The following is a 24826-nucleotide window of genomic DNA, read 5'->3' as shown; positions in this document are numbered from 1 at the left end:
CCGCCGGCTAACGCCAACGGGGAGAGTAATTTAGGAGTTCATCGCCTCGGCGAGCTTGGCCAGACGGCCGCGTACGGTACCGTCGATGACTGTATCACCGGCGCGGATGATCGCGCCGCCCAGCAGGCTCTCGTCCACCGAGCTGTGCAGATGTATTTCGCGTTCAAACTTCGCGCTGAGCTTTTGGCCCAGTGCTTGCGCCTGTGCATCGCTCAAGGCGTGCGCGGAAACAACTTCCACCTCAAGGGTGGCTTCCGCTTGCGCTTTCAGCTCTTCGAACAGTTCGGAAATTTCCGGCAGCAGCTGCAGGCGGTTGTTTTCCGCCAGCAACCGGATGAAGTTCCTTCCGTGCTCGCCGAGTTCGTCTGAACAGATCGACAGGAATTTATCTGCGCGCTCTTCACTGGTGAGCTGGGGATTATCCAGCAGCTCACGCACTTTTTCGTTCTGGCTGACCGCTGCCGCAGTGCTCAGCGCAGTGCTCCAACCACCTAAGTGGGAGGCTTCCTGCGCATAAGAGAATGCAGCTTTAGCGTAGGGCCGGGCCAGTGTGCTGAGTTCCGCCATTGGGTTCCTCGCTTACAGCTCGGCTGCCAGTTTATCGATCAGGTCGTCGTGCGCCTTAGCGTCGATATTGACCGCGAGAATCTTCTCCGCACCCAGGACAGACAGGTCTGCCACACGGCTGCGCAGTTGCTCTTTAGCGCGATTCACTTCCTGGTCGATCTCAGCTTTGGCCGCAGTTTTCAGGCGATCGCCTTCAGACTGAGCCGCTTGCTTGGCTTCATCGAGAATCTGGTTGGCGCGCTTGTTGGCACCATCAATGATCTCGTTAGCCTGATCTTTAGCTTCCTTCAACTGCTCGGCAGCTTTACGCTTGGCCAGTTCCAGATCTTTCTGTGCGTGTTCGGCGTCAGCGAGACCATCTGCGATCTTCTGCTCACGCTCTTTCATCACGCCCAAAAGCGGCGGCCAAACAAACTTCCAGCAAAACCAGACGAAAAACAGGAAAGTAATCGACTGGCCGATTAGAGTCAGGTTGATATTCACTCCGACACCTCTTGCTCTTTAAATAGGGTTAAGGGCAATTGGAACGGCGTAATTAAACCAGACCAGGAGCTACGGCGAAGATCAGGTACATAGCGATACCAACACCGATCATCGGAACCGCGTCAAGCAGACCAGCCATCAGGAACATCTTGCCCTGCAGAGCCGGAGCCTGTTCAGGCTGACGAGCGGAACCTTCCAGCAGCTTGCCACCCAGAGTACCGAAACCGATTGCGGTGCCCAGGGCGCCCAGACCGATCAGCAGTGCACTTGCGATGTAAACCAGACCTAATGCTTCCATTGTGTTCTCCAAATCAAAGTTAAAGAGTTGTTGTAAAGGTCGAAAAAAGGGTTAAAAACTTATTGATCGTGCTCGTGCTCATCGTCGCGATGGTGTGCCATCGCCATGTACACGGTGCTCAATACCATAAATACGAACGCCTGCAGCACGATTACCAGTACGTGGAAGATCGCCCAGCCCATGTGCAGGAGGCCCGCACCAATAAAGCCGAGAACACCAACGCCAAAGACAATCGCGATCAGGATAAAGATCATTTCACCGGCGTAGAGGTTTCCGAACAGACGCAGGCCCAGGGAGATCGGTTTGGCGATCAGGGATACTGCTTCCAGCAGGAAGTTCACCGGGATCAGCAGGATGTCAAAGAACAACTTGCCGGTATGGAAAGGGTGCAGAGTCAGCTCTTTAAGGAAGCCGATGGCACCTTTTTCGCGAATACTGAAGAAAATCATCAGCGCAAACACCGCCAGGGCCATACCCAGGGTGGCGTTCGGGTCGGTAGTCGGGACCACTTTAAAGAAGAGGTGATCGTTGCCGGAGATCTTGGCGGCAGCCATCGGCAGCCAGTCTACCGGTACCAGGTCCATCAGGTTCATCAGGAACACCCACACAAAGATGGTCAGAGCCATCGGGGCAACCATAGTGTTGCGGTGGGGGAAGGTTTCCTTAACCAGCTTGTCGATAAAGTCGGTAACCAGTTCCACAAAGCTCTGGAAGCCTGTGGGCTTGTCCACACTGGCCTTCTTGGCTGCGCGGGCAAACAGGAAGCAAAAAATCAGACCGAGGCCGATAGACCAGCCCAGGGTATCTACGTGCAGGGCCCAAAAGCCCATGTCCGCAGCTTCCTGGGAGGAATGCGCCATAGTCCAAGTAGACTCATTCAGCACTGTGCCATCGGCGCGGGTATACCCGGCCGGCAGCTTGCCGTAAGTCATGTTTTGCAGGTGGTGTTGGATATACCCCGTCGCGGTTTGAGCTTCGCCTGCCATAGTTCCTCAACAATCGTAAAAGTAAGAATTCTTTTTTCTTATCCACCGGCTAGCGGACCATGCGCGCTACCAAAATCCACTGCACGATTACACAGAGGACGTAGCTGATAAAAAGCGCCGCGGCATTCAGTGGCTTGACGGTGGCAAACACCGCTGCAAAACCTGCCATGGTCAATATAAATTTGCCGGTTTCCGCGCGGTAGAAATTGCCTACCACGCGATGGGCCGCGCGCGCACCGCTATCGCGAAAGGCGCGCCTGCCAAAATATGCTCCGGGCAGTGCACACAGGGCACCGCCGATAAATACGGAGAGCGCAGTCACCGGTTTACCGCTCAAGTGCAGTGCCGCACTGGCCACCGATATCAGCAGAAGCTGTACCGCGGCTATTCGTAATACCGGGGGTTTTGTCATAGACGGGATAAGCCGACTTTTTTTGCGCTGTCCGCCCAAAATTTGGGCGTGCGAATTATGCGGCAACAGCATCGCCGATTCAACCGGCAAATGTCGTCAACTTATTTGATTTTCAGGAGGTTTTGCACGGAATTACTCGCCGCAGTGAGTATTTGCCAACAGTTATTGCGCGCGCCACTAGGACGCGCATTTCCCTGTGGCCTCAGTCCTCGGCGTAACCCAGGTGGGCGAGGATTCCATCCAGCTCTTCCAGAGTGGTGTATTTGAGTACCAGGCGGCCATTGCCTTTATCGTTGTGATCGATAGATACGGGCACTCCGACTTTTTCTGCCAGGCGCTCAGTTAGGCGACGGATATTGGGGTCGGGCTTCGGTTTTTCAGGTGCGGGGGCAGCCGGCTGTTGTAAACGGCGCACCAGCGCCTCTGTCTGGCGCACGGTAAGGCTGCGCTCGACCACCTGGCGCGCAGCAGAGCGCTGGGTGGCACCGGATAGACCGAGCAGGGCTTTGGCGTGCCCCAACTCCAGATCGCCACGCTCCAGGAAAGTCCGCACCTCTTCACTGAGACTCAACAGTCGCAAAAGGTTGGTTACTGCGGTACGGGATTTGCCCACCGCATCTGCCACTTCCTGCTGGGTCAGCTTGAACTCATCCTGTAAACGCTTGAGGGCTACAGCTTCCTCTACCGGATTCAGGTCTTCACGCTGGATATTTTCAATCAGCGCCATAGCGATGGCTGCTTCATCGGAAACGCTGCGCACCAGTGCCGGCACTTTCTCCAGTCCCGCCAATTGGGCCGCGCGCCAGCGCCGTTCACCGGCGATGATTTCATAGCTCTGCTCACCGATACCGCGCACGACGATCGGCTGCATAATGCCCTGGGCGCGTATCGAGTCCGCCAGCTCCTGCAAGGATTCCTGTGGAAAATCCCGGCGTGGCTGGTAGCGGCCGCGCTGCAAAAACTCTATCGGCAACTCCTTCAGCTCACCGTCGACCACGGCGGTTTCGGTTTCAGCTTCACCGGTAGCCTCGGCGATCGCGGTGCTGTTTTTATTGCTGATCAGGTGGGATAAACCCCGGCCCAGTCCTTTGCGTTTGGCGGCCATAGTAATTACCCCTTATACGGCTTCCGCCACAGGGCGGCTTTTCTTATTGGAAGATTGATTGGCGGGATGGCGGCGATTGATTTCGCAAGCCAGTGCCAGGTAGGCAATAGCCCCTTTCGAGTGGCGGTCGTAATCCAGCGCCGGCTTGCCGAAGCTGGGAGCCTCTGCCAAACGGACATTGCGCGGGATACAGGTTCGATACAGGCGATCGCCGAAAAACTCCTGCAACTGCGCCGACACTTCGCTGGTGAGGCTGTTGCGCGGATCGTACATGGTGCGCAAGATGCCCTCGATTTTCAGGTCCGGATTGGCGGCCTGCTGGATCTGGGTAATGGTATCCACCAGTGCTGATAACCCCTCCAGGGCATAGTATTCACACTGCATGGGAATCAATACGCCGTGAGCTGCACAGAGGGCGTTTACCGTCAGCATATTCAACGATGGCGGGCAGTCGATAATCACGTAGTCGTAGCGATTGCTCACCGCAGCCAGGGCGCGGCGCAGGCGGGATTCGCGCCCCTCCAGATTCAGCAACTCCACCTCTGCCGCAGACAGGTCACCGTTGCCCGGGATCAAATCAAAACCGCTCTCTGTAGATACAATGGCCTGCTCAACGGGTAATTCAGCGGCCAGTACATCGTAACCGGACACCTCAAGGTCACTTTTATCCACACCACTGCCCATGGTGGCATTGCCCTGGGGGTCCAGGTCGATCAGCAATACGCGCCGCTTGTTGGCAACCAAAGATGCGGCCAGATTGACGCAGGTAGTGGTCTTGCCAACCCCGCCTTTCTGGTTGGCCACAGCAAATATCTTGCTCAAGATTCTTGTCCTTTGTTGTTTCCGGGTGCGTTTGCCCCGACGCCGGCTCAGCTTCGGGCGGCGGCTGTTGTGCCCCACGATAGGGGAGCAGGATTGGGCGGGCGACAAACCCGCCAAACTATCATCTTATTCTGTGCGACAGAGCTGAATCATATGTCGCTCACCGTCGCAGCCGGGCACCGACAACCGGTGCACCTGCTCGACCTTAATGCCTTTTGGCAGAGCGCTCAACTCATCCTCAGGCAGCTTGCCCTTCATGGCATAAAAACGACCCCTGGGTGCCAACATGTGCTCACTGCCATTGACCATATCTTCGATGGAGGCAAAGGCGCGGGACACCACACCGGCAAAAGGCTGATCTGGCACAAAGGCTTCTACCCGCTCATTGACTACCGTGATATTGGGCAGGGGCAGGGTGCTGGCCACCTGGAACAGGAAGCGGGTCTTCTTGCCATTGCTGTCGAGCAGCGTGATGGCGCGCTCCGGATGCACAATTGCCAGGGGAATTCCCGGCAGGCCGCCACCGCTACCCACATCGATCAAAGAGCCTTCGCCACAGAGATTTACCACACTGAGGCTGTCGATAATATGGCGCTCCAGCATCTGCTCTGGGTCGCGTATGGCGGACAGGTTGTAGGCACTGTTCCAGCGGGCAAAAAGCGCCAGGTATTCCAGTAGCTGATCCTGCTGCCGGTCACTGAGTGCCACCGACATCTGTGCCGCCGCCTCTAACAGGCGCGGACGAAACTGTTCCATTGAGTTAGAAATGGGTCTATCCCCCAGTAGTCCCGCGAAACTCAAACCCCGCAGGGCCTCGCGGGATACCCTGTGGAAAACCGATTTATACCGCTTTTTTGCGCTTCAGCAGCCCGCGCTTTTTCAACTGGATCAGCAGCAGGGATATGGATGCGGGCGTCACACCCGGTATCCGCGAGGCCCGCGCCAGGGTATCCGGGCGGGTCTCTCCCAGCTTTTGCTTAACCTCATTGGACAGACCAGAAATATCGCTGTAGTCGAAGTCCGCCGGGATCGGGGTATCTTCGTAGGCCTGCAAGCGCTCAATTTCCTCGCGCTGGCGATCGATATAGCCGGCGTACTTGGCCGAGATTTCCACCTGTTCGGCAACCTGCTCGTCGGTTACCGCTTCCCCTTTGAGACCCGCCACATCCTGATAGCCCAGTTCCGGACGGCGCAGCAGGTCCATCAGGCTGTATTCCCGCGCCAATGGCTGCGGCAGTTTGGTTTCTACGGAGGCGGCCTGGGGCGTCTTTGGGTGCACCCAGGTATCTTGTAGTCGCTGGGTCTCCCGGGCGATCGCCTCGCGCTTTTCACTGAACGCTGCCCAGCGGGTATCGTCGACCAGGCCCAATTCGCGACCTTTTTCGGTCAGGCGCAGGTCAGCATTGTCCTCACGGAGCAGCAAGCGATATTCCGCGCGGCTGGTAAACATACGGTAGGGCTCTTTAGTGCCGCTGGTGATCAAATCATCTACAAGCACGCCCAGGTAGGCTTCATCCCGACGCGGGGACCAGGCTTCGCGCTCCTGGGCCTGTAGTGCGGCGTTGGCGCCAGCTAGGAGTCCCTGGGCGGCCGCTTCTTCGTAGCCGGTGGTGCCATTGATCTGGCCGGCAAAGTAGAGCCCCTGGATAAATTTGGTTTGCAGGGACGGCAAAAGGTCGCGCGGGTCGAAGAAATCGTACTCAATCGCATAGCCCGGGCGGGTGATATGCGCATTTTCAAAGCCCTTGATGGAATGCACCAGATCAATCTGTACGTCGAAGGGCAAACTGGTGGAAATACCGTTGGGGTACAGTTCGTTGGTGGTCAACCCTTCCGGCTCGATAAACACCTGGTGACTATCTTTGTCCGCAAAGCGGTGCACTTTGTCCTCGATGGAGGGACAGTAGCGCGGACCAATCCCCTCAATCACGCCGGAGTACATGGGCGAGCGATCGAGCCCCCCCTGGATAATTTCATGGGTGCGGGCATTGGTGTGGGTAATCCAGCAGCAGACCTGGCGCGGGTGCTGATCGCGGCTGCCCAAATAGGACATCACCGGTGTGGGGCTATCTCCCCACTGCTCCTCCAACTCACTGAAATCTACCGAGCGGGCATCAATACGGGGAGGGGTGCCAGTTTTGAGGCGATCGACGCGGAAAGGCAGTTCGCGCAGACGATCTGCAAGGGCAATCGAGGGCGGGTCTCCAGCGCGGCCGCCGGCGTGGTTATCCAAGCCGATATGTATACGCCCACCGAGGAAAGTCCCTGCGGTCAGTACCACTGTCTTGGCGCGAAAGCGCACCCCCGCATTGGTGACAACGCCCACAACCCGTTCACCTTCGACAATCAGGTCATCCGCCGCTTGTTGGAAGATCTCCAGGTTTTCCTGTGCTTCCAGGATTGAACGGATAGCGGCGCGATACAGGGCTCTATCGGCCTGGGCACGGGTTGCCCTTACTGCGGGGCCTTTGCGGGCATTGAGGACCCGGAACTGAATTCCGCCCAGGTCTGTTGCCGTTGCCATAGCACCACCGAGGGCATCGACTTCCTTCACGAGATGACTCTTGCCGATACCGCCGATCGCCGGGTTGCAGGACATTTGTCCAAGGGTCTCGATATTGTGGGTCAGCAGCAGAGTGGAAGCTCCCATACGTGCCGCTGCCAGTGAGGCTTCGGTACCTGCGTGGCCTCCGCCGATCACGATCACATCATAGGTCTTAGGGAATTCCATAGTGGCTGCTACTGGTTACAACTGGGGGCGCACATTTTATAGGCAGTAGGTGTAAGTCAGCAATTGGCTACAAGCATATTCCTGCACTCTAGTTGGTAGACGCTTGTAAAGCTGTAAAAACTGAGACTATCCAGTTCCATGCTATTGGGGCTCTCTCTCCAAAGAAACTTTCTAGAGCTAGCTTTAGAGCAAATTATTTTTTGGCTCTCTTAAGTTTATATAAATGAATAAATGTATTTCTTAGAGAGAGGTTTTTGATTTAGTTGTTTTTATTAGTGTCCGGCAAATCATGTATAAGCAAAAAAAATCCTTATAAATCAATAGGTTACACTGATGAAAACATGGACAATAACCCCTTGGCTGAAGGGGGGGCAACCCCGGTAGACGATTGTGGAAAGCCGGGACAACTTTGCGCGCCTCGTGCTGGCGGGAAAGTTATCATCATAGCATTCGTTGCTTACGCAGGTGTTTATCCCCTTTTTTACTCACACCTGGCAATTTCAGGTTTTAGCTTGTGCGTAGAGGGTGATAAGACTTGGGGGTTAATTGTGCGTAAGAGTGAATATTGTATAAGTCTGTGAGTTTTGTGCTGTATCTATGTGATTTATAGGTGATCGAAGCAAGTGAAAATATATCCACGGGAAATCCCCGTGGACATGTATAACGCGATCGGCGCCATATCTTATTTTGCAGAGTTTTTTGCCAGATTTTTTCGCGAATCTATTTAATAAGATCGGGAAAAATTGGGGATTTAATTTACCCGCCCTGAAAGTCGGGGTTAAGCCTGTGTAAAAGAAGTGAGAAATATGTTGGGAAGCTGGAAGGAGAGAAACGGGGGAGGATAAAGTAGCCTCCCCCTTGGGATAACTTGGAAGTTGGGATGGGGCGTTTACTTACCGATACAAAAACTGCCGAAGATCTTGCCGAGTAATTCATCGGCACTGACGGTGCCAGTAATTTCTCCCAGAGCCTGCTGGGCCTGGCGTAAGTCTTCGGCGAGCAGTTCGCCTGCACCGCTAGTGTGAAGTTGCCGCTGGCCCTGATGTATAAAAGCTTGTGCCCGGCCCAGTGCGTCCAGGTGTCGGCGCCTGGCACTGAATGTTCCCTCTCCAGCGCCACTGAAACCAATACTCTGTTTTAAATGTTCTTTTAACGCATCGAGCCCGGCACCTGTTTTTGCACTGATGGCAATCACTGGCACGCCTTCAGTGTGTGCCTGAAGGCCAGCGCTGTAGTCGGTGAGGTCAATCTTATTCAGTACTAATGTCAGTTTATCGAGATCTCTCAGCTGACTGGTAAATTCTGGCCAAACTTGTGTGGGATCCAGGGAGTGGAGCTGCTCTGCATCCATGACAAGTAGTACCCGATCTGCGCCGTGGATTTCCTCCCAGGCGCGTTCGATACCAATTTGTTCAACTCTATCCGGAGCATCCCTTAATCCCGCAGTATCGGCAAACTGGAGGGGCATACCGTCGATATGAATATATTCACGCAGGATATCCCGAGTGGTACCGGCGATATCGGTGACAATAGCGGCGTCGTGTCCGGCCAGTGTGTTGAGCAGGCTGGATTTCCCTGCATTGGGGCGGCCTGCGATAGCAACTCGCATTCCCTCGCGCATTATCGCACCCTGACGCGCCTGGGCTTCCACACCCACCATTTGTGCCAGTAGGGTTTCTATATCAGCTGCCACTTTGCCATCGGCGAGGAAGTCGATTTCCTCTTCGGGGAAATCAATGGCGGCCTCCACGTAGATACGCAGATGGGTAAGATTTTCCACCAGGTCTTCGATTTTCTCGGAAAACGCGCCTTGCAGTGAGCGCATGGCATTGCGCGCTGCCTGGGCACTACCGGCGTCGATTAAATCGGCGATCGCTTCGGCCTGAGTTAAATCCATTTTGTCGTTGAGGAAAGCCCGTTCGGAAAATTCTCCGGGGCGGGCTTGTCGAGCGCCCAACTCGATAGCGGCTTGAAGTAACTGATCGAGAATTACCGGACCGCCGTGTCCCTGGAGCTCCACCACATCCTCCCCGGTAAAGGAGTTGGGACCGGGGAAAAAGAGCGCCAATCCCTGGTCGATTAACTGCTCTTTGTGGGTAAAGTTCCGGTAGTGGGCAGAGCGGGGCTGGAGGGATTTTTCCCCGCAGATTTGTTGGGCAATTTGCAGGGCTCTTGTGCCCGACAGTCGGATAACGCCGATACCGCCGCGCCCGGGCGCGGTGGCAACAGCGGCAATAGTGTCGCGATTGAGGCTTTCTTGTGTCATCGGCTGAGTTTACTCGACAGAACGGAAAAGGGCCGCATTAGCGGCCCTTGTTTATTGTGTTGCTGCAGATCGGTACTGGTTAGTACTTACCGGCATCCACCTGTTTATTGATATACCAGGTTTGCGCAATGGTAATCAGGTTGTTGGCGATCCAGTACAGAACCAGACCCGCTGGGAACCACAGGAAGAATACAGTCATCATCACCGGCATCAGCTGCATGATGCGGGCTTGGGTTGGGTCGGTGGGTGCCGGGTTCAGCTTTTGCATAAACCACATAGACAGGCCCATCAATACCGGCAGGATAAAGTAGGGGTCCTTCGCCGACAGATCGTGAATCCAGAAAATCCAGGGCGCGTGGCGCAGCTCAACGGTTTCGGTGAGCATCCAGTAGAGCGCGATAAATACCGGCATCTGCAACAGGATCGGCAGGCAGCCACCCATCGGATTGATCTTCTCGCGGCGGTAGAGCTTCATGGTCTCTTCTGCCAGCTTTTGCCGGTTATCCTTGTACTGCTCCTGCAGCTTTTTCATCTGCGGCGCAAACTTGCGCATACGCGCCATGGACTTGGTGCCAGCGGCGGACAGTGGCAGAAGCAGCGTCTTGATAAATACGGTGAGCAGGATGATCGCCCAGCCCCAGTTGCTGACAATATGCTCCTGGATAAAGTGCAGGACACCGAACAGCGGTTTGGCGATCCACCAGAGCCAGCCGTAATCGACGGTCAGGTCGAGGCCGGGAGAGATTTCTTCCAGACGGTAGACATCTTTCGGGCCAGCGTAGAAAGAAGCGCTCAGCTCGCCTTGGGTGGCAGCGGGGATTTGCACTTGAGGTGCGGTAAAGCCCATGCGGAAGAGGCCGTTGGATAGCTCCTTCAATTCAAAAGTATTGCGCTCGTCCTGGGGGGGAATCCAGGCACTGATAAAGTAGTGCTGAACCATAGCTACCCAACCACCTTCGATGGTTTCGCGGGTGGGGCTTTCAGCAATCTCCTCGAAGTCCTGCTTGAAGTAGTTCTTTTCGTTGGTGCGGATGGCTGCGCCGAGGAAAGGCGACATGCCGAAGCCGGTGTCGGTTGCGGGTTCACTGGCATCGCGCTTAATCTGACCAAACATGGCCGCAGACCAGGGTTTGTCACTGGTGTTATCCACCAGGTAGGCTACTTGGATCAGGTAGTCTCCACGCTTGAAGGTGAAGCGCTTGGTGATATTGGCGCCTTCCTGTTGCAGAGTCAGGTCTACTATCAGGGTATCGTCGCCCTCAACCATCGCATATTCGGTTCTTGCCACCTTGAAAACCGGGCGGCCAGCGGCGCTGTCGGTCCCGTTTTTACCGATAAGGCCACTTTGGGCAATATAGGTATGGTTGCGGGTCTGGTTCAACAGGATCAGGGGTTGATCCGGGGTATCCAACTTCTCTTGTTGTTTGCGCAGCGCCACTTTGACGATATCGCCGCCACGAGGATTGATGAGCAGATCAAAAACGTCGGTGGTGACACTGATCAGCTTGCTCTCAGTACTGCTGCCTTCATCGGAAGCGGGCACCTGGGAACGAAGTTGGGGAACATCACTGTCGCCGGTGCTCGCGGGTGTTTCGGCGGGTATTTGGCTGACAGTCTCGCCGCCAGTCTGCACGACGGTTTCGCGGTCGAGTTCAGGAGTGTGTTGCTCTTGAAATGCGTTCCACTGGAAGATAAGTGCCAGGAGAACCGCGAGAATTCCGCCGAGCAGCGTATAGCGTTGCCAATCCATCTTGTTACCTAGAGCGTGTTCTTGTGTCTGGTGGGGGGAACCGGGTCCAATCCACCAGGGTGCCAGGGGTGGCATTTTATAAGGCGGCGCAGAGTTAAATAACCCCCTTTTATCGCTCCATGAGTTTCAATGGCCTCTTCAGAGTACCGGGAGCAGGTGGGGTAGAAGCGACATTGGTTGCCTACCCAGGGGCTGGCCAGGTAGCGGTATACATGGATCAGCTTGATCAGTATCCACTTCATGGTTGGGGTTGCGGCTGTCGAGCCCGCTTGGCCAGTTTACGCCAGAGTTTATTCAGTAGTTTCGCCAACTCGGCCTTATCCAGATCTGCGACCCCAGGGCGCGCGAGCACCACGGCATCCAGCGGCGGCAAATCATATTGCTGCAGACGGAAGGTTTCCCGGGTTATACGCTTGATTTGATTGCGGTCGGAGGCGTTGCGTACATGCTTTTTAGCAATAACGAGGCCGAGACGCGGGTGTTCCAAGGAGTTGGGACGGGCGAGGATCAACAGATGAGGGTGTGCGGCGCGCACCTGGTTTTCATTGAATACCAAGCGATACTGCGCCGCATTAAGCAGGCGCAGCGTCTTGGCAAATCCGAAGCTGCTGCGCACCTGCTGCATAAAGAGATATCTCTAAAAGGGAAGAGATCTTATGCAGACAGTACTTTGCGGCCTTTAGCGCGACGGCGTGCCAGAATCTTACGGCCGTTTTTGGTTGCCATGCGAGCGCGGAAACCGTGAGTGCGCTTGCGCTTCAAGTTGCTTGGTTGAAATGTGCGTTTCATAGTCTTGCTACCTGAGACTTTGTGTTCAAAATTTCTCGGGACCTTTCCCGGCCGCGGCCTGGACTCCGGTCCGGCACAAAGCCGGTGCAGACGGAGCTACGCGCTGCGAAGGCCGCGGATTGTATAGAAAGCCAGCAGCGAAAGCAACGCGCTAATCAGGGAAATTCTTTTTATTGGTGCGCGAGTTTACTGTAATTTTTTACGCCAACTAGACAAGTCGTTGAGTCATCAGGGGTATCTCTGAATGCCCACTGATTGACCCCAAGATACCCACAGCTTTCTGTGGATAACTTTCGAAGGGTTTCCACCTCAACTGTCTAATTGTTGTGCAAATCCTTGATTGTGTGGATCTTTTTGCGCAGTTTTTTCAACAGATGCAGTCTTTCTTGTGGATAACCTAAAGGTGGAAAGGTATACTGCGCCGATCTTATTTGATGGCCCCGGGTGATTCCTAACCCGGCCTTGCCGTCTCTCCTTGGTCTTACCATTTTGGGGTTTTTTGGGGGGTTTCTTGACTGAATCCGTATGGAAGCAGTGCGCGAGCTGTTTACAGGACGAGCTGCCGTCTCAGCAGTTCAATACCTGGATCAGACCGTTGCGCGTCAATCCCGTCAGTGCGGAGGGCGAGTTGCGCCTGATCGCACCGAACCGCTTTGTGCTGGACTGGGTTGGCAATAAATTCCTGAACCGTATTCGCGAGTTGGTGCAACAGTTTGCACCGGGACGCCCTCTGCAAGTGGCGCTCGAGATTACCGCTCGCCGGCCGGCTCGCTTCCAGCGCGGCCATGTAACAAATAATGCCCCTCCGACACCGGTACCGACACCCGTGCCATCGGCGCCAACTCCGCCACCACCTCCGGTGCAGCCGGTAGTGGCACCGCCACCGGTATCTGTACCACCTGTTGCCACTGTGCCACCTCCGGTGACTTCACCGCTGGGATCTGGGTTTGGTGCCAGCAGGCCGGTGCCTCATCCCGCTATGGCTGAGGAGGTGACTGCCGAACAGATGACGACAGGCGAACTGGCCCTGACAGATCTGCGACCACCGGCTATGAATGGCATGGCTCGCTCCGTACCGGAGCAGCCGGCCAGGCAGGTTGAGGTGGAGGGGGCTATCAAGCACGGCAGCTCACTCAATCGCAACTTTACTTTCAAATCCTTTGTTGAAGGTAAGTCCAACCAGCTGGGCCTCGCTGCGGCACAACAGATTTCTGACAATCCGGGCGGCGCCTACAATCCCCTCTTTATATATGGGGGCGTGGGTCTGGGGAAAACTCACTTGATGCACGCGGTTGGCAACGCACTGCTGGAGCGCAACCCCAATGCTAAGGTGGTGTATTTGCATTCCGAGCGCTTTGTTGCAGACATGGTGAAAGCGCTACAGCTAAATGCGATCAGCGACTTTAAGCGCTACTACCGCTCTGTTGATGCCCTTCTGATTGATGATATCCAGTTTTTTGCCGGTAAGGAGCGCTCTCAGGAGGAGTTTTTCCATACCTTTAATGCCCTGTTGGAGGGTGGTCAACAGATTATCCTAACCTGTGACCGCTATCCGAAAGAGATCGACGGTTTGGAAGAGCGTTTAAAATCCCGCTTTGGCTGGGGATTAACGGTGGCTGTAGAGCCTCCGGAGCTCGAGACCCGGGTAGCTATTTTGATGAAGAAGGCCGAGCAGGTGGGCGTGGATTTACCTCACGACTCCGCTTTCTTTATTGCGCAGCGTATTCGCTCCAATGTGCGGGAGCTCGAGGGTGCACTGCGCCGCGTAATTGCCAATTCGCAATTTACCGGTCGCGCTATTGACGATGTCCTTGTGCGCGAAGCACTAAAAGACCTGTTGGCCCTACAGGATCGACTGGTCAGTGTGGATAATATCCAGCGGGTTGTCGCTGAATACTACAAAATTAAGGTGGCGGATTTGCTCTCCAAGCGGCGCAGTCGCTCGGTGGCCCGTCCCCGCCAAGTCGCTATGTCCCTGGCCAAGGAGCTGACCAATCACAGCTTGCCGGAGATCGGCGATGCCTTCGGTGGTCGCGACCACACAACAGTACTACATGCCTGCCGCAAAATACGTGAGTTGCAGGAGTCCGACGCGGATATTCGCGAGGACGTTAAATTGCTGACACGGTCGCTGACCACTTAATCGAATAACTGACAAAACAAGGCGAAACTACCGATGAAATTCAATGTGAGCCGGGACGCCCTTCTGAAGCCGTTACAACTGGTGGCCGGTGTTGTTGAGAAACGCCAAACACTGCCAGTCCTGGCCAATGTGTTGATGCAGTTACAGGGCCAGGAACTCTCCCTGACCGGTACTGACCTGGAAGTGGAAATTGTCGGCCGTCTCGGTGTAGACGGTGTAGAAATGGAAGGTGAGGTGACCGTTCCCGCACGCAAGCTGCTGGATATCTGTCGCTCTCTGCCCGATGGTGCTGAACTAAAGTTTGAGCGCGATGGTGAGCGCCTGATACTGCGCAGTGGCCGCAGCCGTTTTCAGCTGTCGACTCTGCCCGCAGCGGACTTCCCCAACCAGGAAGAGGCCAGTGCACAGACCCGTTTCGATATCTCCCAGCGCGAGATCCGCCGCCTGATAGAAGCCACTAGTTTTGCTATGGCTCAGCAGGATGTGCGCTATTACCTGAATGGTTTACTGCTTGAATGCCGCCCGCAGCAGCTGCGCGCGGTTGCTACTGATGGCCACCGCTTGGCACTCTGCGATCGCGATGCCCCCGGCCTGGATGTCTCCACGCCTATCCAGGCTATTGTGCCGCGCAAAGGCGTACTTGAGCTGGGTCGTTTGCTTGAAGATAGCGATGCACAGGCACAGGTAGTGCTGGGTAACAACCATATTCGTGTGGTTAGTGGTCAGTTTACTTTCACCTCTAAATTGGTAGATGGCAAATTCCCTGACTACGAGCGCGTGTTGCCGCGAGGCGCGGGCAATGTGGTCTATGCGGATCGCCAGGGGTTGCGCCAAGCCTTTTCCCGAGCGGCGATTCTCTCCAACGAGAAATACCGTGGGGTGCGCCTTCAGGTTTCTGAGGGGTTGTTGCAGATCGTTGCCAACAACCCGGAGCAGGAAGAGGCGGAAGAGCAGATGATGGTGGATTACGTAGGTGAGCCAATGGAGATTGGCTTTAACGTTTCCTACCTGCTGGACGTCACTGGTGCTATTCACAGTGACCAGATCCGTATCAGTCTGGCTGATGCCAATAGCAGCGCACTGCTGCAGCAACCTGAAGAAGGTGATGCACTGTACGTGATTATGCCAATGCGCCTGTAAGGCAGCCCACCCATTGCTCATTTATGAATGGATTGAGGCTACCTCCCCGCTCGGTGGGGTAGCCGATAAACAAACCGATGCCTGTGCATCGCGCTCTTCACTCTGGGGGAGGTGTCTGTGGCGCTGACCCGTCTTCTCTTATCTAATTTTCGAAATATCTGCTCTGCGGATCTCAAGCTGGGTCCTGGCGTTAATGTGTTTTGTGGTGCGAATGGCAGTGGCAAGACTTCACTGCTAGAGGCGGTACATATGCTGGCAACCGGTCGTTCCTTTCGCTCTCGTCAGCATAAGTCGGTTATTCAACATGATACTGGTGGACTTACAGTTTTTGCCCAGCTCGATACCGGTTTTAACTTGGGGGTAGAGCGCCTTGCAGACGGCTCGGGCAGAATCAGGGTAAACCAGGCTCCAGCGGAATCCAGCTCACAGCTTGCTAGTTGCCTGCCACTTCAATTGATAAACAGTGAAAGTTTTTCCGCACTTGATGGTGGCCCTGGCGTTCGGCGCCGGTTGCTGGATTGGACAGTGTTCCACGTGGAACATTTATTTGCCCAGGAGTGGAAAAATTATCAAATCGCACTGCGGCAGCGAAATGCTCTCCTGCGTCGTGGTAAAATCGATGAGGCCAGCATCGGCGTATGGGAAGAGCAGTTGGCCCTTAGTGGCGAGCGTGTAAACGATCTGCGATTAGCTCAGTTCTCTCAATTGCAGACCGCTGTTTCGCAACTTCTCGATGAGTTACCACAGAGCTTATTGAGCCGTGTTGATATGAGTTACCGTCGTGGCTGGCGTAAAGAAGTTGACCTGCGTGGCGCTCTATCTGAATCACGGGAATCAGATATTTCACAGGGGCATACGCGTATTGGTCCCCATAGGGCGGATATTCGTTTTACCGTAGCCGGTGAGTCTGCCCACAATATCCTATCTCGAGGCCAACAGAAGATGTTGGTGTGTGCAGTGCGCACCGCCATGGCGGAGGTAGTCTGTAGGCAGGGGGATATGCCAATATTCCTGGTAGATGACTTGCCGGCAGAGCTGGATGACAGTAACCAACAGATTTTTGCGCATTGGGTTGGGCGTTGTGCCAGCCAAGTGCTTGTAACCGGAATTGAGGAGGGCACTACAAGTCGCCCCTGGCGGCAACTAGATGCCCCTTGGAATTGCCCGAAAGTGTTCCACGTGGAACATGGGAAGATCAGTGCCGAAGCTTCGGCCGCACAATAAGTTTAATGGAGCGAATAAATGTCAGAGCAGCAAAGCTATGACTCAAGCAGTATCAAGGTATTAAAAGGCCTGGATGCGGTGCGCAAGCGCCCCGGAATGTATATTGGTGATACCGACGATGGCACCGGTCTGCACCACATGGTATTCGAGGTAGTCGACAACTCCATCGATGAAGCGCTGGCCGGCCACTGTGATGAGATCCGTGTAACCATCCACCCGGATGAGTCCATTTCCGTCTCGGACAATGGCCGTGGTATCCCAACAGAGATTCACCCGGAAGAGGGGGTCTCTGCAGCAGAAGTGATTATGACCGTCCTTCACGCGGGTGGTAAATTTGATGACAACACCTACAAGGTCTCCGGCGGTCTGCATGGGGTAGGGGTATCGGTGGTAAATGCTCTGTCCAAGGAGCTGAAGCTGATTATCCGTCGCGGTGGCAAGATCCACGAGCAGATCTACCACCACGGTGTGCCCCAGGCACCCCTGGAAGTCGTGGGTGACAGCGATACCACCGGCACCACGGTGCACTTCAAACCCTCAGAGGACACCTTCAGCAATATCGAATTCCATTTCGACGTGCTGGCCAAGCGCCTGCGCGAGCTGTCCTTCTTGAACTCCGGTGTGCGTATTGTCTTGAAGGACGAGCGCAGTGGTAAAGAAGAGGTCTATGAATACGAAGGTGGTTTGAGTGCCTTTGTGGAGTTCCTCAACCAGAACAAAACCCCGATTAATAAGGTTCTGCACTTCCAGAGCCAGCGCGAAGATGGCATTGCAGTAGAGGTGGCATTACAGTGGAACGATAGCTTCCAGGAAAGCATCTTCTGCTACACCAACAATATTCCCCAGCGCGACGGCGGTACCCACCTGGCGGGCTTCCGTGCAGCCCTGACCCGTGGCCTGAACAGCTATATCGAGCGGGAAGGCCTGGGCAAGAAAGACAAGGTGAACACCACTGGCGATGACGCTAGGGAAGGTCTCACCGCGATAATCTCTGTGAAGGTTCCGGACCCGAAATTCTCCTCCCAGACCAAAGACAAGCTGGTTTCATCCGAAGTGAAACCCGCTGTAGAGCAAGAGATGGGCCACCACTTCACAGACTATCTGATGGAAAACCCACAGGAAGCCAAATCTGTCGTCACCAAGATGATCGACGCGGCCAAGGCTCGTGAGGCGGCTCGCAAGGCCCGTGAAATGACTCGCCGCAAGGGTGCGCTGGATATTGCCGGCCTGCCCGGAAAACTGGCAGATTGCCAGCAAAAAGATCCGGCACTATCTGAAATTTACCTGGTGGAGGGGGACTCCGCCGGTGGTTCTGCCAAGCAGGGCCGCGATCGCCGCACCCAGGCGATCCTGCCGCTGAAGGGTAAGATCCTCAATGTGGAAAAAGCGCGCTTCGACAAGATGCTCTCCAGTGCCGAAGTGGGTACCCTGATTACCGCACTGGGCTGTGGTATCGGCAAGAGTGAGTTTAACCCGGACAAGCTGCGTTACCACAGTATCATCATTATGACCGATGCTGACGTGGATGGAGCCCATATCCGCACCCTGTTGCTCACCTTCTTCTTCCGTCAGATGCCGGAGCTGATCGAGCGGGGCCACATCTACATCGCCCAGCCGCCGCTGTATAAGATTTCCAAGGGCAAACAGGAACAGTACCTGAAGGATGAGGGCGCTCTAACCCAGTTCCTCACCAACGCCGCCCTGGAAGGCGCCACTCTGTTTGTGAACCCGGATGCCCCTGGGCTTTCTGGTGCCTCCCTGGAAAGCCTGGTAGGCGAGTACCGCAGCGTACTGGCGACAATCGACCGTCTGTCGCGTCTGTACCCTGAGGAAGTGCTGCGCAGCATGATCTACCTGCCCAGCTTGTCTCAGGAAGACCTGCAGTCCCAGGAGAAAGTCGCAGCTTGGAGTGAGAAGCTACAGGAGAAACTTGGTGACGAAGAAAGTGGTGGAACCCGTCGTCACGAAGTGACGGTTCAGGAGAACACCGAGCGCGGCCTATTCCTGCCCCATATCCATATCGTCGCCCACGGTGTCGGTAGTGACTACCTGATTAACCATGAGTTCTTCGATTCTGCCGAGTACGCGTCTATCTGCGCTCTGGGGGAGAAAATGGTGGGTCTATTGGAAGAGGGTGCCTTTATCCAGCGCGGCGAGAAGCAGCACCCTGTTGGCAGCTTCCCTGAAGTGATGGACTGGCTGATGGGCGAGAGCCGCAGAGGCTACGGTATTCAGCGCTATAAAGGACTGGGAGAAATGAACCCAGAGCAGCTTTGGGAAACCACCATGGACCCAGAGAGCCGCCGTATGCTGCAGGTAACCGTTGAAGATGCTATCGCAGCAGATCAGATCTTTACCACCTTGATGGGCGATCAGGTGGAGCCCCGCCGTGACTTTATCGAGACCAACGCATTGGCGGTGGAAAACCTCGACGTTTAATAGGAGTCGATAAGCTCACAGTAATTTCTTACGTGACCAACATAAGGAATTACTGTGGAGTATTGTTCTTCACCTGAAAAACGACTTCCGATAAATTGGATATTTATAATTTTCTTCTTATCAAAAGCTAAACTGCTGCCCTCTCAGACAAATTTCGGTAAAAATAAATAGTTAAAAAATCGAATAGTTCAATAGGGTCGTGGGTAAAATAGGCCTACTATATTCGGAAATATACCAATTGCCTCAACTAAAGCTTTCCTACCAGTTTATCTTCCAGGTTCATAAATAACTCCACGATAAACTCCCTAAAAACCTTAAAACGCATAACATTGCGGTGCTCTGGGTTGGAGACTAGCCACAGTTCATGCAGGCTGGATGGAGCTGCCCCAGGGACCCGAACGACTCCTTCAGCACCATCTGCAAGAAAGCAGGGCAGCCTGGCCAGCCCCAGTCCACTCTTAACTGCCTCTAGCTGTATCAAACCGTGATTAATCTGGTGCTGATAAGGCATTTGTGGATAGGGCGTGTCTTTGGCCCAATTCAATGTGGCGTCATCGCCACTCCAGCCGAGCCAGTGGCCATCGTCAGGTACAGATTTCTCGATATACCTCGGAGAACCGTAACAGCAACTGGGTAGGTCGGCGAGCTTGCGAGCAACAAGTCGATCCGAAACATCGACGTCGCCTTTGGGGAGAATACGAAGTGCTATGTCGGCTTGGTGACTTTCCAAATCGAGAACGTGGCTAGTAACCAGTAGCTGTACGTTGATCTCTGGATACGTACGTGAGAAGTCATTTAGGTAGGGGATAATTAAGTGCGATGCGACTACATCCGGCATAGTGATGCGAACTTCCCCGGAGAGCTGGTTACTCCCCCCCTGTAAATGCTTCTGCGCGGCATTTAGATACTGCTCTGCCGATTGGGCGTAGTCGAGCATCGCTTTGCCATCCTCCGTCAGCTGATAGCCCTTGGAGCTGCGATAAAACAGCTTGGCCTGGAGCTTTTCCTCCAGGGCATCAATACGGCGAGAGACTGTGGAGTGGCTGACTTTAAAGTCGTCAGCAACGCTGCGAGCGCTCTTACTCCTGGCTACCGCGATAAAGAACTGGATATCTCCCCAATCTATGGACTCTTTATGCAACACACTGTCCTATTTTGCTGTATTCCGTTGCATATAGTGTCCAGTTAATCTGTCTCCCGTCAATAGCACTCCCGTAGAGAAACCCAGGAGATCAGAGATGAAAGAAGCCCAAGTAAACCGAGAAATCGCAATTAACCGCCCAATTGATGAGGTCTGGAAAGTCCTCGCCGTTGATTTTGATACAGCTTACGAGTGGATGACGTTAATCCCTCACTCCTTCGCTAAGGAGGGAAAACCTGTTGAAAATGCGAGTGTAGAAGGCCGGGTTTGTGTGCTGACAAATAAGGGACCGTCGGGTCTTGTCGCAGATGAAACTATTACAAGGTTTGATGAGAAAAACTATGAACTGGATGTCTCGGTTGAAACCAAAAATACGCCACCGGGATTCCCCGTTAAAAAGAGTTTATCTCAATTTAAATTAAGCCCCTCTGTTGGTGGAGGCACAACAGTGAATTTCACTGCAAATATGGAGTTAAATGCTTTAGGAGGCGTGTTGAGCCCTGTGGTGAAGAAGATGACTGGCTCTCAATTTGAGCAAATGCTGAAGGACCTGAAAATTTATATGGAAAAAGGAGGTCATCTTGCAAAAGGGGCAGTTGCCTAGCCTATCGCATGATAAGTAATTTAAGGACTCTTCTGGATTTACGCGGAAGTAAATAGAAGAGTTTCCTTTTTGAAAAAAATACAGCGAGTCGAGGCTCGCCTTTTGTAATAGATTTTTTTATTCGGTAAATACGCAAAAAGTATTTACTTTATAAACGGCTGGGATAGAAGGCCTTGTTAAAGAGATAGGCGAAGTACGCTAGTCCTCGCCGAGTAGTCCATTCTATTTTTCCAACAGCAATCCGCACTCCCGGTGCTCCTCACCTTTAGTTGGATCAAAATAAATATCGTTATCGGGAAGATCATTCTCGTAAACATACTCTTCCACATCGATTTCCTTGAGGTGGAACATCGGTGCCACCCGAATAGTACCGTGGTTGCCCTGGGTGAAAATATCCAGGTTTTTGCGGTGCGAATTCTGATCGTGGCGGATACCGTTTAGCCATACATCCGGCTGCAATTCCTGCATAGCGCGGTTAAACGGCTCCAATTTAACGGTCCTGGAGAAGAAGTCATGCTCAGGGGTATCCAGCTGTGGGATTCCCCCGTATACAGCGTTGTAGTGGGCCGCGGACATCTTCGGTGAGTAGGTGCGAAGGTTCAAATCGAGAGATTTGACCACATTTTCGATATGGCGATAGGTTTCCGGGGTGTTATAGCCGTGATCCACCCAAATTACCGGGATATCCGGTTTGGCGCGGGTAACCAAGTGAAGAAAAGCTATCGCCAATGGGCGGAAATTAGTAAAAACCACCGGGTTCTGAGCGTGTTCCATGGTGAACTGCATAATTTCGCTTGGCTTGGCGCCAGCGAAACGCAGGTTCATGGACTCCAGATCCGCATCGTGATGAAAGGTGCGTTCTGGAATAGGCTGTAAAGTTTGGCTGGAAGCGTTGCGTCCCATAAAAATTCAGCGCTCAGGAAAATTATGATGGGAGGCATGCTACCCGGTTCAAGAGTCGCGTAGAAACAATAAAAAGAAGTGATTCAATAAGCTTCAGTTATAAGGGAAAGTCTATTCAATGGGCATAATACTGCAAATTTTATCTTGCAGATGCCTTGGGGCACTGCATGGAGATTGAATGCTGGCCATACTCCACGTTATAGCTGCGCTCCACTTCCACAAAACCATGCTTTTGCAGAAAGTATCGAGTGCGAAGATTCTCACGAAGTACTTCAGCCTTTAGTGGATAACGCCGCTCACGAATTGCAGAAATAAGGTTAGTGCCGATTCCACAACCGGTAAATAAAGGACTGACACAGAGATGAGTGACGATACCGTCACTAAGCAGCGTGATAAAGGCTTCCGCGACAGCGTTGTTGCGACCGGTATAAACCAGGCATTGAGTGGCATTACGGCAGTCTTTACGAAATTGAGCTATACGGTCCACCCAAAACTGGCGGGGTATGGAGGGGTGGGAGTTCGCTGATGCATGTAGCCAAAGTTGCTCCAACCTGTCCAGCTCTTTGAGTTTTGCCTTTCTAATCATGGGCACACCCGAAGCGGATACGTGAGCCCAATGCTAGTCAGATCGAAGAGTAGATCCTAGAAAACATCTGCTTATAAGAAAACCTTAAAGTTGCAGGCACTCCAACGAAGTTTGTGGCGCTAAACAACAAAAATAAGAGTGTAAATAAAGTGTAATGGGAATGTTAAAATACAATCATTCGTATTTATAAAAACAATGACTCAAGGTTACTAATAATCCTTGGAGGGTTCATGAAGCACATTCTATTTACACCCCTGGTCTTTACTATAGCCACTCTTATTGCTGCGCCGACTTTAGCCGAGCAACAGCTGGAGAGCGTAACAGTAATCGGCGACTCCTCATCTATTTCCAAGTTGCCTGGCTCTGCACACTTGGTTGATGCTGATGAGTTAGCCGAGTTCGAGTTTGTAGATATCAATCGCATGATGCGCTCAGTTCCTGGGGTCTACATTCTTGAAGAAGATGGCTACGGATTGCGTCCGAATATCGGGATTCGCGGTGCCCAAGGGGGACGCTCCGCCAAAATTTCCTTGATGGAAGATGGAGTGTTAGTGGCTCCGGCTCCTTACTCTGCACCAGAAGCTTATTATTTCCCCAGTGCGGGCCGCATGAATGCAATTGAGGTGTTGAAAGGCCCCGGATCTCTGCAATATGGCCCGTTCACCGTGGGTGGTGCAGTCAATATGTTGAGCACACCTATTCCCACTGCCAGTGAAGGTATGGTGCAACTAGAGGCCGGAGAATTCGGTGAGACCCGTTTGCATGCTCATTATGGCGCCAGTACAGAAAATACTGGCTGGTTGTTGGAAACACAGCAGCAGTATGCAGATGGATTCAGACAAATCGATAGTGCCGGCAGCGCAGATGTTGCTAAAGAAGACTATCTATTAAAGGGTCGTATCAGTTCCGATAGAGACGCAACGTATCGCCAGCAGTTGGACATCAAGCTGCAGTACTCTGAAGAGGAGTCTGGCATGAGTTATCTGGGCCTAACGGATGCCGACTTTAAGAAAGATCCGAACCGTCGATACGGTATCAGCGCCCTGGATGAAATGCAGAATCGCCACAGCACTATCCAGCTGAACCACAGTATCGAACTGAGTGACAGTTTTACCCTGCATACCCAGGCTTACTACAACAAGTTTAAACGCGACTGGTTTAAGGTCAGCGAGGGTGACTTGATAGATGCTGTTAATACCGGCGGCAGTGTTGATGGAGTTTTAGACCCTCAAGCGGTTTTGGATGGCACTGAAGATTACACCTTCGGTGTTAAGCACAACAATCGTGAGTACGAGGCTAAGGGCCTGCAGATAAGTGCCGATTGGCGCTTTAATACTGCTTCTGTTAGTCATGAGCTGTCCTTTGGAGTGCGCCAGCATCAAGACGAAGTGGATAGATTCCAGCCTGTGGAAAACTATGAGCAGGTTGATGGCAAATTGGTGTATCTGAGCACAGATATTCCCGATACCGCTGAAGAAAGCAGCAATAACCGTGTTGAAGACGCGGATGCAACTTCGTTCTTTATCTACGACGATATCCAGCTGAACGATAAGCTGACTCTCACTGCTGTTCTTCGCTACGAGGATATAGAGACCGAGCAGCAGCGTTATAACGACGCTGAGCGTACAGAGAAGGGCAGCTATCGCTCCAATCAGGTGGATGAATGGCTGCCAGGCTTGGGACTTGTTTACCAGGCAAGCGAACAGTGGAGCCTGCTGGCAGGTGTGCACCGTGGCTTCGCCCCTCCCGGCGCAGGTGCAGCCGATGGCCAGGGGCCGGAGTTATCCACAAACTATGAATGGGGTGCTCGCTTCGATAACGGAAGCCTGAATGCTGAATTGATCGCCTTCTACAGTGACTATGAAAATGCTGTGCAAAACTGCTCGGTGGCGGTGAAATGTCCCAATGGTGCCGAGAGTGGTACCTACCAGTTGGGTGAAGCAGAAATCAAAGGGCTGGAAGCTACGCTTGGAAGTGAGTGGGTGCTCACAAACGGTTGGATACTACCGGTGCGGGCAATCTATACCTTTACTGATGCAGAAATCAGTGAAGATAGTGATGGTAATGACCTGCTTGCCGGCGACAACCTCGAATACCTCCCAGAAAATGTCTTTGCGATATCTGCGGGTCTGGATAGCGGCGCTGCTTGGCGTTTGAACCTGACTGCAGCCTATCAGGACGAGATGTGTGTTAATACCCAATGCAACCGGGGAGATACCGACCAATTTGATTATACCGAGTCACTTTGGGTTGTAGATGCTGCTGCGCATTATGATTTCATGGCTGACCTGACCGGTTACCTGAAAGTGGATAATCTGTTGGATGAGCAGGTTATTATTAGTCGCAGTCCAGATGGCGCCCGTGCAAACAGACCCCGCACTGCCACTTTAGGCATGAAGTATGTCTTTTGACCTGAAGTAGGCTCATCGATCTGAGA

Annotated in this window: 23 protein-coding genes; 6 read left to right on the top strand and 17 right to left on the bottom strand. The window is 53.5% G+C overall.

The features are described 5' to 3' along the window. Window positions 1-30: 30 nt before the first annotated feature. The 14 genes from ACJJI3_RS16895 to rpmH all read right to left on the bottom strand — a co-directional run bounded on the left by ACJJI3_RS16895 (window position 31) and on the right by rpmH (window position 12209). A complete protein-coding gene (locus ACJJI3_RS16895; protein WP_108735091.1) occupies window positions 31-567 on the bottom strand; it encodes a F0F1 ATP synthase subunit delta in 537 nt (178 codons plus the stop codon). A 12-nt stretch (window positions 568-579) separates the two neighbouring features. Continuing rightward, window positions 580-1050, bottom strand: coding sequence for a F0F1 ATP synthase subunit B (locus tag ACJJI3_RS16890; RefSeq protein ID WP_282930571.1), 471 nt, complete (start codon window positions 1048-1050; stop codon window positions 580-582). Between the two features lie 52 nt (window positions 1051-1102). Beyond that, the gene (gene atpE, locus ACJJI3_RS16885; RefSeq protein WP_020413895.1) at window positions 1103-1348 is read right to left on the bottom strand and encodes a F0F1 ATP synthase subunit C; all 246 of its coding nucleotides are present in this window, start codon (window positions 1346-1348) and stop codon (window positions 1103-1105) included. Between the two features lie 59 nt (window positions 1349-1407). After that, window positions 1408-2334, bottom strand: coding sequence for a F0F1 ATP synthase subunit A (gene atpB, locus ACJJI3_RS16880; protein WP_282930570.1), 927 nt, complete (start codon window positions 2332-2334; stop codon window positions 1408-1410). A gap of 49 nt (window positions 2335-2383) precedes the next feature. Then, on the bottom strand, window positions 2384-2746 hold the full coding sequence (locus ACJJI3_RS16875; protein ID WP_282930569.1) for an ATP synthase subunit I: 363 nt from the start codon (window positions 2744-2746) through the stop codon (window positions 2384-2386). Window positions 2747-2948: 202 nt separating this feature from the next. Then, the gene (locus tag ACJJI3_RS16870; RefSeq protein WP_282930568.1) at window positions 2949-3851 is read right to left on the bottom strand and encodes a ParB/RepB/Spo0J family partition protein; all 903 of its coding nucleotides are present in this window, start codon (window positions 3849-3851) and stop codon (window positions 2949-2951) included. 12 nt (window positions 3852-3863) lie between these two features. Beyond that, a complete protein-coding gene (locus ACJJI3_RS16865) occupies window positions 3864-4673 on the bottom strand; it encodes a ParA family protein (protein ID WP_020413891.1) in 810 nt (269 codons plus the stop codon). Between the two features lie 126 nt (window positions 4674-4799). Then, window positions 4800-5429, bottom strand: a complete 630-nt coding sequence (gene rsmG, locus ACJJI3_RS16860; protein ID WP_444940364.1) for a 16S rRNA (guanine(527)-N(7))-methyltransferase RsmG — start codon at window positions 5427-5429, stop codon at window positions 4800-4802. Window positions 5430-5514: 85 nt separating this feature from the next. After that, window positions 5515-7404 (bottom strand): tRNA uridine-5-carboxymethylaminomethyl(34) synthesis enzyme MnmG, encoded by a 1890-nt coding sequence (gene mnmG, locus ACJJI3_RS16855; protein ID WP_444940363.1) that lies wholly within the window; start codon window positions 7402-7404, stop codon window positions 5515-5517. A gap of 889 nt (window positions 7405-8293) precedes the next feature. Beyond that, on the bottom strand, window positions 8294-9670 hold the full coding sequence (gene mnmE / locus ACJJI3_RS16850) for a tRNA uridine-5-carboxymethylaminomethyl(34) synthesis GTPase MnmE (RefSeq protein ID WP_444940362.1): 1377 nt from the start codon (window positions 9668-9670) through the stop codon (window positions 8294-8296). A 79-nt stretch (window positions 9671-9749) separates the two neighbouring features. Beyond that, window positions 9750-11420, bottom strand: a complete 1671-nt coding sequence (gene yidC / locus ACJJI3_RS16845; RefSeq protein ID WP_444940361.1) for a membrane protein insertase YidC — start codon at window positions 11418-11420, stop codon at window positions 9750-9752. Window positions 11421-11428: 8 nt separating this feature from the next. Continuing rightward, entirely contained in the window at window positions 11429-11662 is a 234-nt protein-coding gene (yidD, locus tag ACJJI3_RS16840) for a membrane protein insertion efficiency factor YidD (protein ID WP_108735100.1), read from the bottom strand. After that, window positions 11659-12045: a ribonuclease P protein component gene (rnpA, locus tag ACJJI3_RS16835; RefSeq protein WP_282930565.1), complete on the bottom strand. Its 387-nt coding sequence runs from the start codon at window positions 12043-12045 to the stop codon at window positions 11659-11661. Before rnpA ends, yidD begins: the two co-directional genes overlap by 4 nt. 29 nt (window positions 12046-12074) lie before the next feature. Further along, on the bottom strand, window positions 12075-12209 hold the full coding sequence (rpmH, locus tag ACJJI3_RS16830; RefSeq protein WP_020413885.1) for a 50S ribosomal protein L34: 135 nt from the start codon (window positions 12207-12209) through the stop codon (window positions 12075-12077). 511 nt (window positions 12210-12720) lie between these two features. Between rpmH and dnaA the strand changes: the two genes are divergently transcribed. The 4 genes from dnaA to gyrB all read left to right on the top strand — a co-directional run bounded on the left by dnaA (window position 12721) and on the right by gyrB (window position 19155). Next, window positions 12721-14352: a chromosomal replication initiator protein DnaA gene (gene dnaA / locus ACJJI3_RS16825; protein ID WP_444940360.1), complete on the top strand. Its 1632-nt coding sequence runs from the start codon at window positions 12721-12723 to the stop codon at window positions 14350-14352. 33 nt (window positions 14353-14385) lie between these two features. Then, window positions 14386-15492 carry a DNA polymerase III subunit beta gene (gene dnaN / locus ACJJI3_RS16820; protein ID WP_444895604.1) on the top strand — a complete coding sequence of 369 codons (1107 nt, stop codon included), beginning with the start codon at window positions 14386-14388 and terminating at the stop codon, window positions 15490-15492. A 117-nt stretch (window positions 15493-15609) separates the two neighbouring features. Then, on the top strand, window positions 15610-16716 hold the full coding sequence (gene recF / locus ACJJI3_RS16815) for a DNA replication/repair protein RecF (protein WP_444940359.1): 1107 nt from the start codon (window positions 15610-15612) through the stop codon (window positions 16714-16716). A gap of 18 nt (window positions 16717-16734) precedes the next feature. Continuing rightward, entirely contained in the window at window positions 16735-19155 is a 2421-nt protein-coding gene (gene gyrB, locus ACJJI3_RS16810) for a DNA topoisomerase (ATP-hydrolyzing) subunit B (RefSeq protein WP_444940358.1), read from the top strand. Window positions 19156-19402: 247 nt separating this feature from the next. On the opposite strand, the gene ACJJI3_RS16805 is transcribed toward gyrB, so the two are convergent. After that, complete coding sequence (locus tag ACJJI3_RS16805) at window positions 19403-20296, bottom strand: LysR family transcriptional regulator (protein WP_444940357.1); 894 nt, start codon at window positions 20294-20296, stop codon at window positions 19403-19405. Window positions 20297-20393: 97 nt separating this feature from the next. Between ACJJI3_RS16805 and ACJJI3_RS16800 the strand changes: the two genes are divergently transcribed. Further along, complete coding sequence (locus ACJJI3_RS16800) at window positions 20394-20900, top strand: SRPBCC family protein (RefSeq protein ID WP_282930559.1); 507 nt, start codon at window positions 20394-20396, stop codon at window positions 20898-20900. A 222-nt stretch (window positions 20901-21122) separates the two neighbouring features. On the opposite strand, the gene ACJJI3_RS16795 is transcribed toward ACJJI3_RS16800, so the two are convergent. Both ACJJI3_RS16795 and ACJJI3_RS16790 read right to left on the bottom strand, forming a co-directional pair. Continuing rightward, entirely contained in the window at window positions 21123-21803 is a 681-nt protein-coding gene (locus tag ACJJI3_RS16795) for a phosphoadenosine phosphosulfate reductase domain-containing protein (RefSeq protein ID WP_444911839.1), read from the bottom strand. A gap of 139 nt (window positions 21804-21942) precedes the next feature. After that, a complete protein-coding gene (locus ACJJI3_RS16790; RefSeq protein WP_444940356.1) occupies window positions 21943-22389 on the bottom strand; it encodes a GNAT family N-acetyltransferase in 447 nt (148 codons plus the stop codon). A gap of 230 nt (window positions 22390-22619) precedes the next feature. Here ACJJI3_RS16790 and ACJJI3_RS16785 point away from each other — a divergent pair, with 230 nt between their 5' ends. After that, window positions 22620-24800, top strand: coding sequence for a TonB-dependent receptor family protein (locus tag ACJJI3_RS16785; RefSeq protein WP_444940355.1), 2181 nt, complete (start codon window positions 22620-22622; stop codon window positions 24798-24800). Window positions 24801-24826 lie beyond the last annotated feature (26 nt).

The organism is Microbulbifer maximicatervae (SeqCode) (genome assembly GCF_052466985.1).
The sequence above is the reverse complement of the archived record's forward strand: the minus strand, read 5'-3'. Positions and strand labels throughout refer to the sequence as shown.

Excerpts from the sequence above, each read along its gene's own strand:
- ACJJI3_RS16895 (WP_108735091.1), bottom strand. The coding sequence starts at position 567 with ATGGCGGAACTCAGCACACTGGCCCGGCCCTACGCTAAAGCTGCATTC.
- atpE (WP_020413895.1), bottom strand. The coding sequence starts at position 1,348 with ATGGAAGCATTAGGTCTGGTTTACATCGCAAGTGCACTGCTGATCGGT.
- atpB (WP_282930570.1), bottom strand. The coding sequence starts at position 2,334 with ATGGCAGGCGAAGCTCAAACCGCGACGGGGTATATCCAACACCACCTG.
- ACJJI3_RS16875 (WP_282930569.1), bottom strand. The coding sequence starts at position 2,746 with ATGACAAAACCCCCGGTATTACGAATAGCCGCGGTACAGCTTCTGCTG.
- ACJJI3_RS16870 (WP_282930568.1), bottom strand. The coding sequence starts at position 3,851 with ATGGCCGCCAAACGCAAAGGACTGGGCCGGGGTTTATCCCACCTGATC.
- rsmG (WP_444940364.1), bottom strand. The coding sequence starts at position 5,429 with ATGGAACAGTTTCGTCCGCGCCTGTTAGAGGCGGCGGCACAGATGTCG.
- mnmG (WP_444940363.1), bottom strand. The coding sequence starts at position 7,404 with ATGGAATTCCCTAAGACCTATGATGTGATCGTGATCGGCGGAGGCCAC.
- mnmE (WP_444940362.1), bottom strand. The coding sequence starts at position 9,670 with ATGACACAAGAAAGCCTCAATCGCGACACTATTGCCGCTGTTGCCACC.
- yidC (WP_444940361.1), bottom strand. The coding sequence starts at position 11,420 with ATGGATTGGCAACGCTATACGCTGCTCGGCGGAATTCTCGCGGTTCTC.
- yidD (WP_108735100.1), bottom strand. The coding sequence starts at position 11,662 with ATGAAGTGGATACTGATCAAGCTGATCCATGTATACCGCTACCTGGCC.
- rnpA (WP_282930565.1), bottom strand. The coding sequence starts at position 12,045 with ATGCAGCAGGTGCGCAGCAGCTTCGGATTTGCCAAGACGCTGCGCCTG.
- rpmH (WP_020413885.1), bottom strand. The coding sequence starts at position 12,209 with ATGAAACGCACATTTCAACCAAGCAACTTGAAGCGCAAGCGCACTCAC.
- dnaN (WP_444895604.1), top strand. The coding sequence starts at position 14,386 with ATGAAATTCAATGTGAGCCGGGACGCCCTTCTGAAGCCGTTACAACTG.
- gyrB (WP_444940358.1), top strand. The coding sequence starts at position 16,735 with ATGTCAGAGCAGCAAAGCTATGACTCAAGCAGTATCAAGGTATTAAAA.
- ACJJI3_RS16800 (WP_282930559.1), top strand. The coding sequence starts at position 20,394 with ATGAAAGAAGCCCAAGTAAACCGAGAAATCGCAATTAACCGCCCAATT.
- ACJJI3_RS16795 (WP_444911839.1), bottom strand. The coding sequence starts at position 21,803 with ATGGGACGCAACGCTTCCAGCCAAACTTTACAGCCTATTCCAGAACGC.
- ACJJI3_RS16790 (WP_444940356.1), bottom strand. The coding sequence starts at position 22,389 with ATGATTAGAAAGGCAAAACTCAAAGAGCTGGACAGGTTGGAGCAACTT.
- ACJJI3_RS16785 (WP_444940355.1), top strand. The coding sequence starts at position 22,620 with ATGAAGCACATTCTATTTACACCCCTGGTCTTTACTATAGCCACTCTT.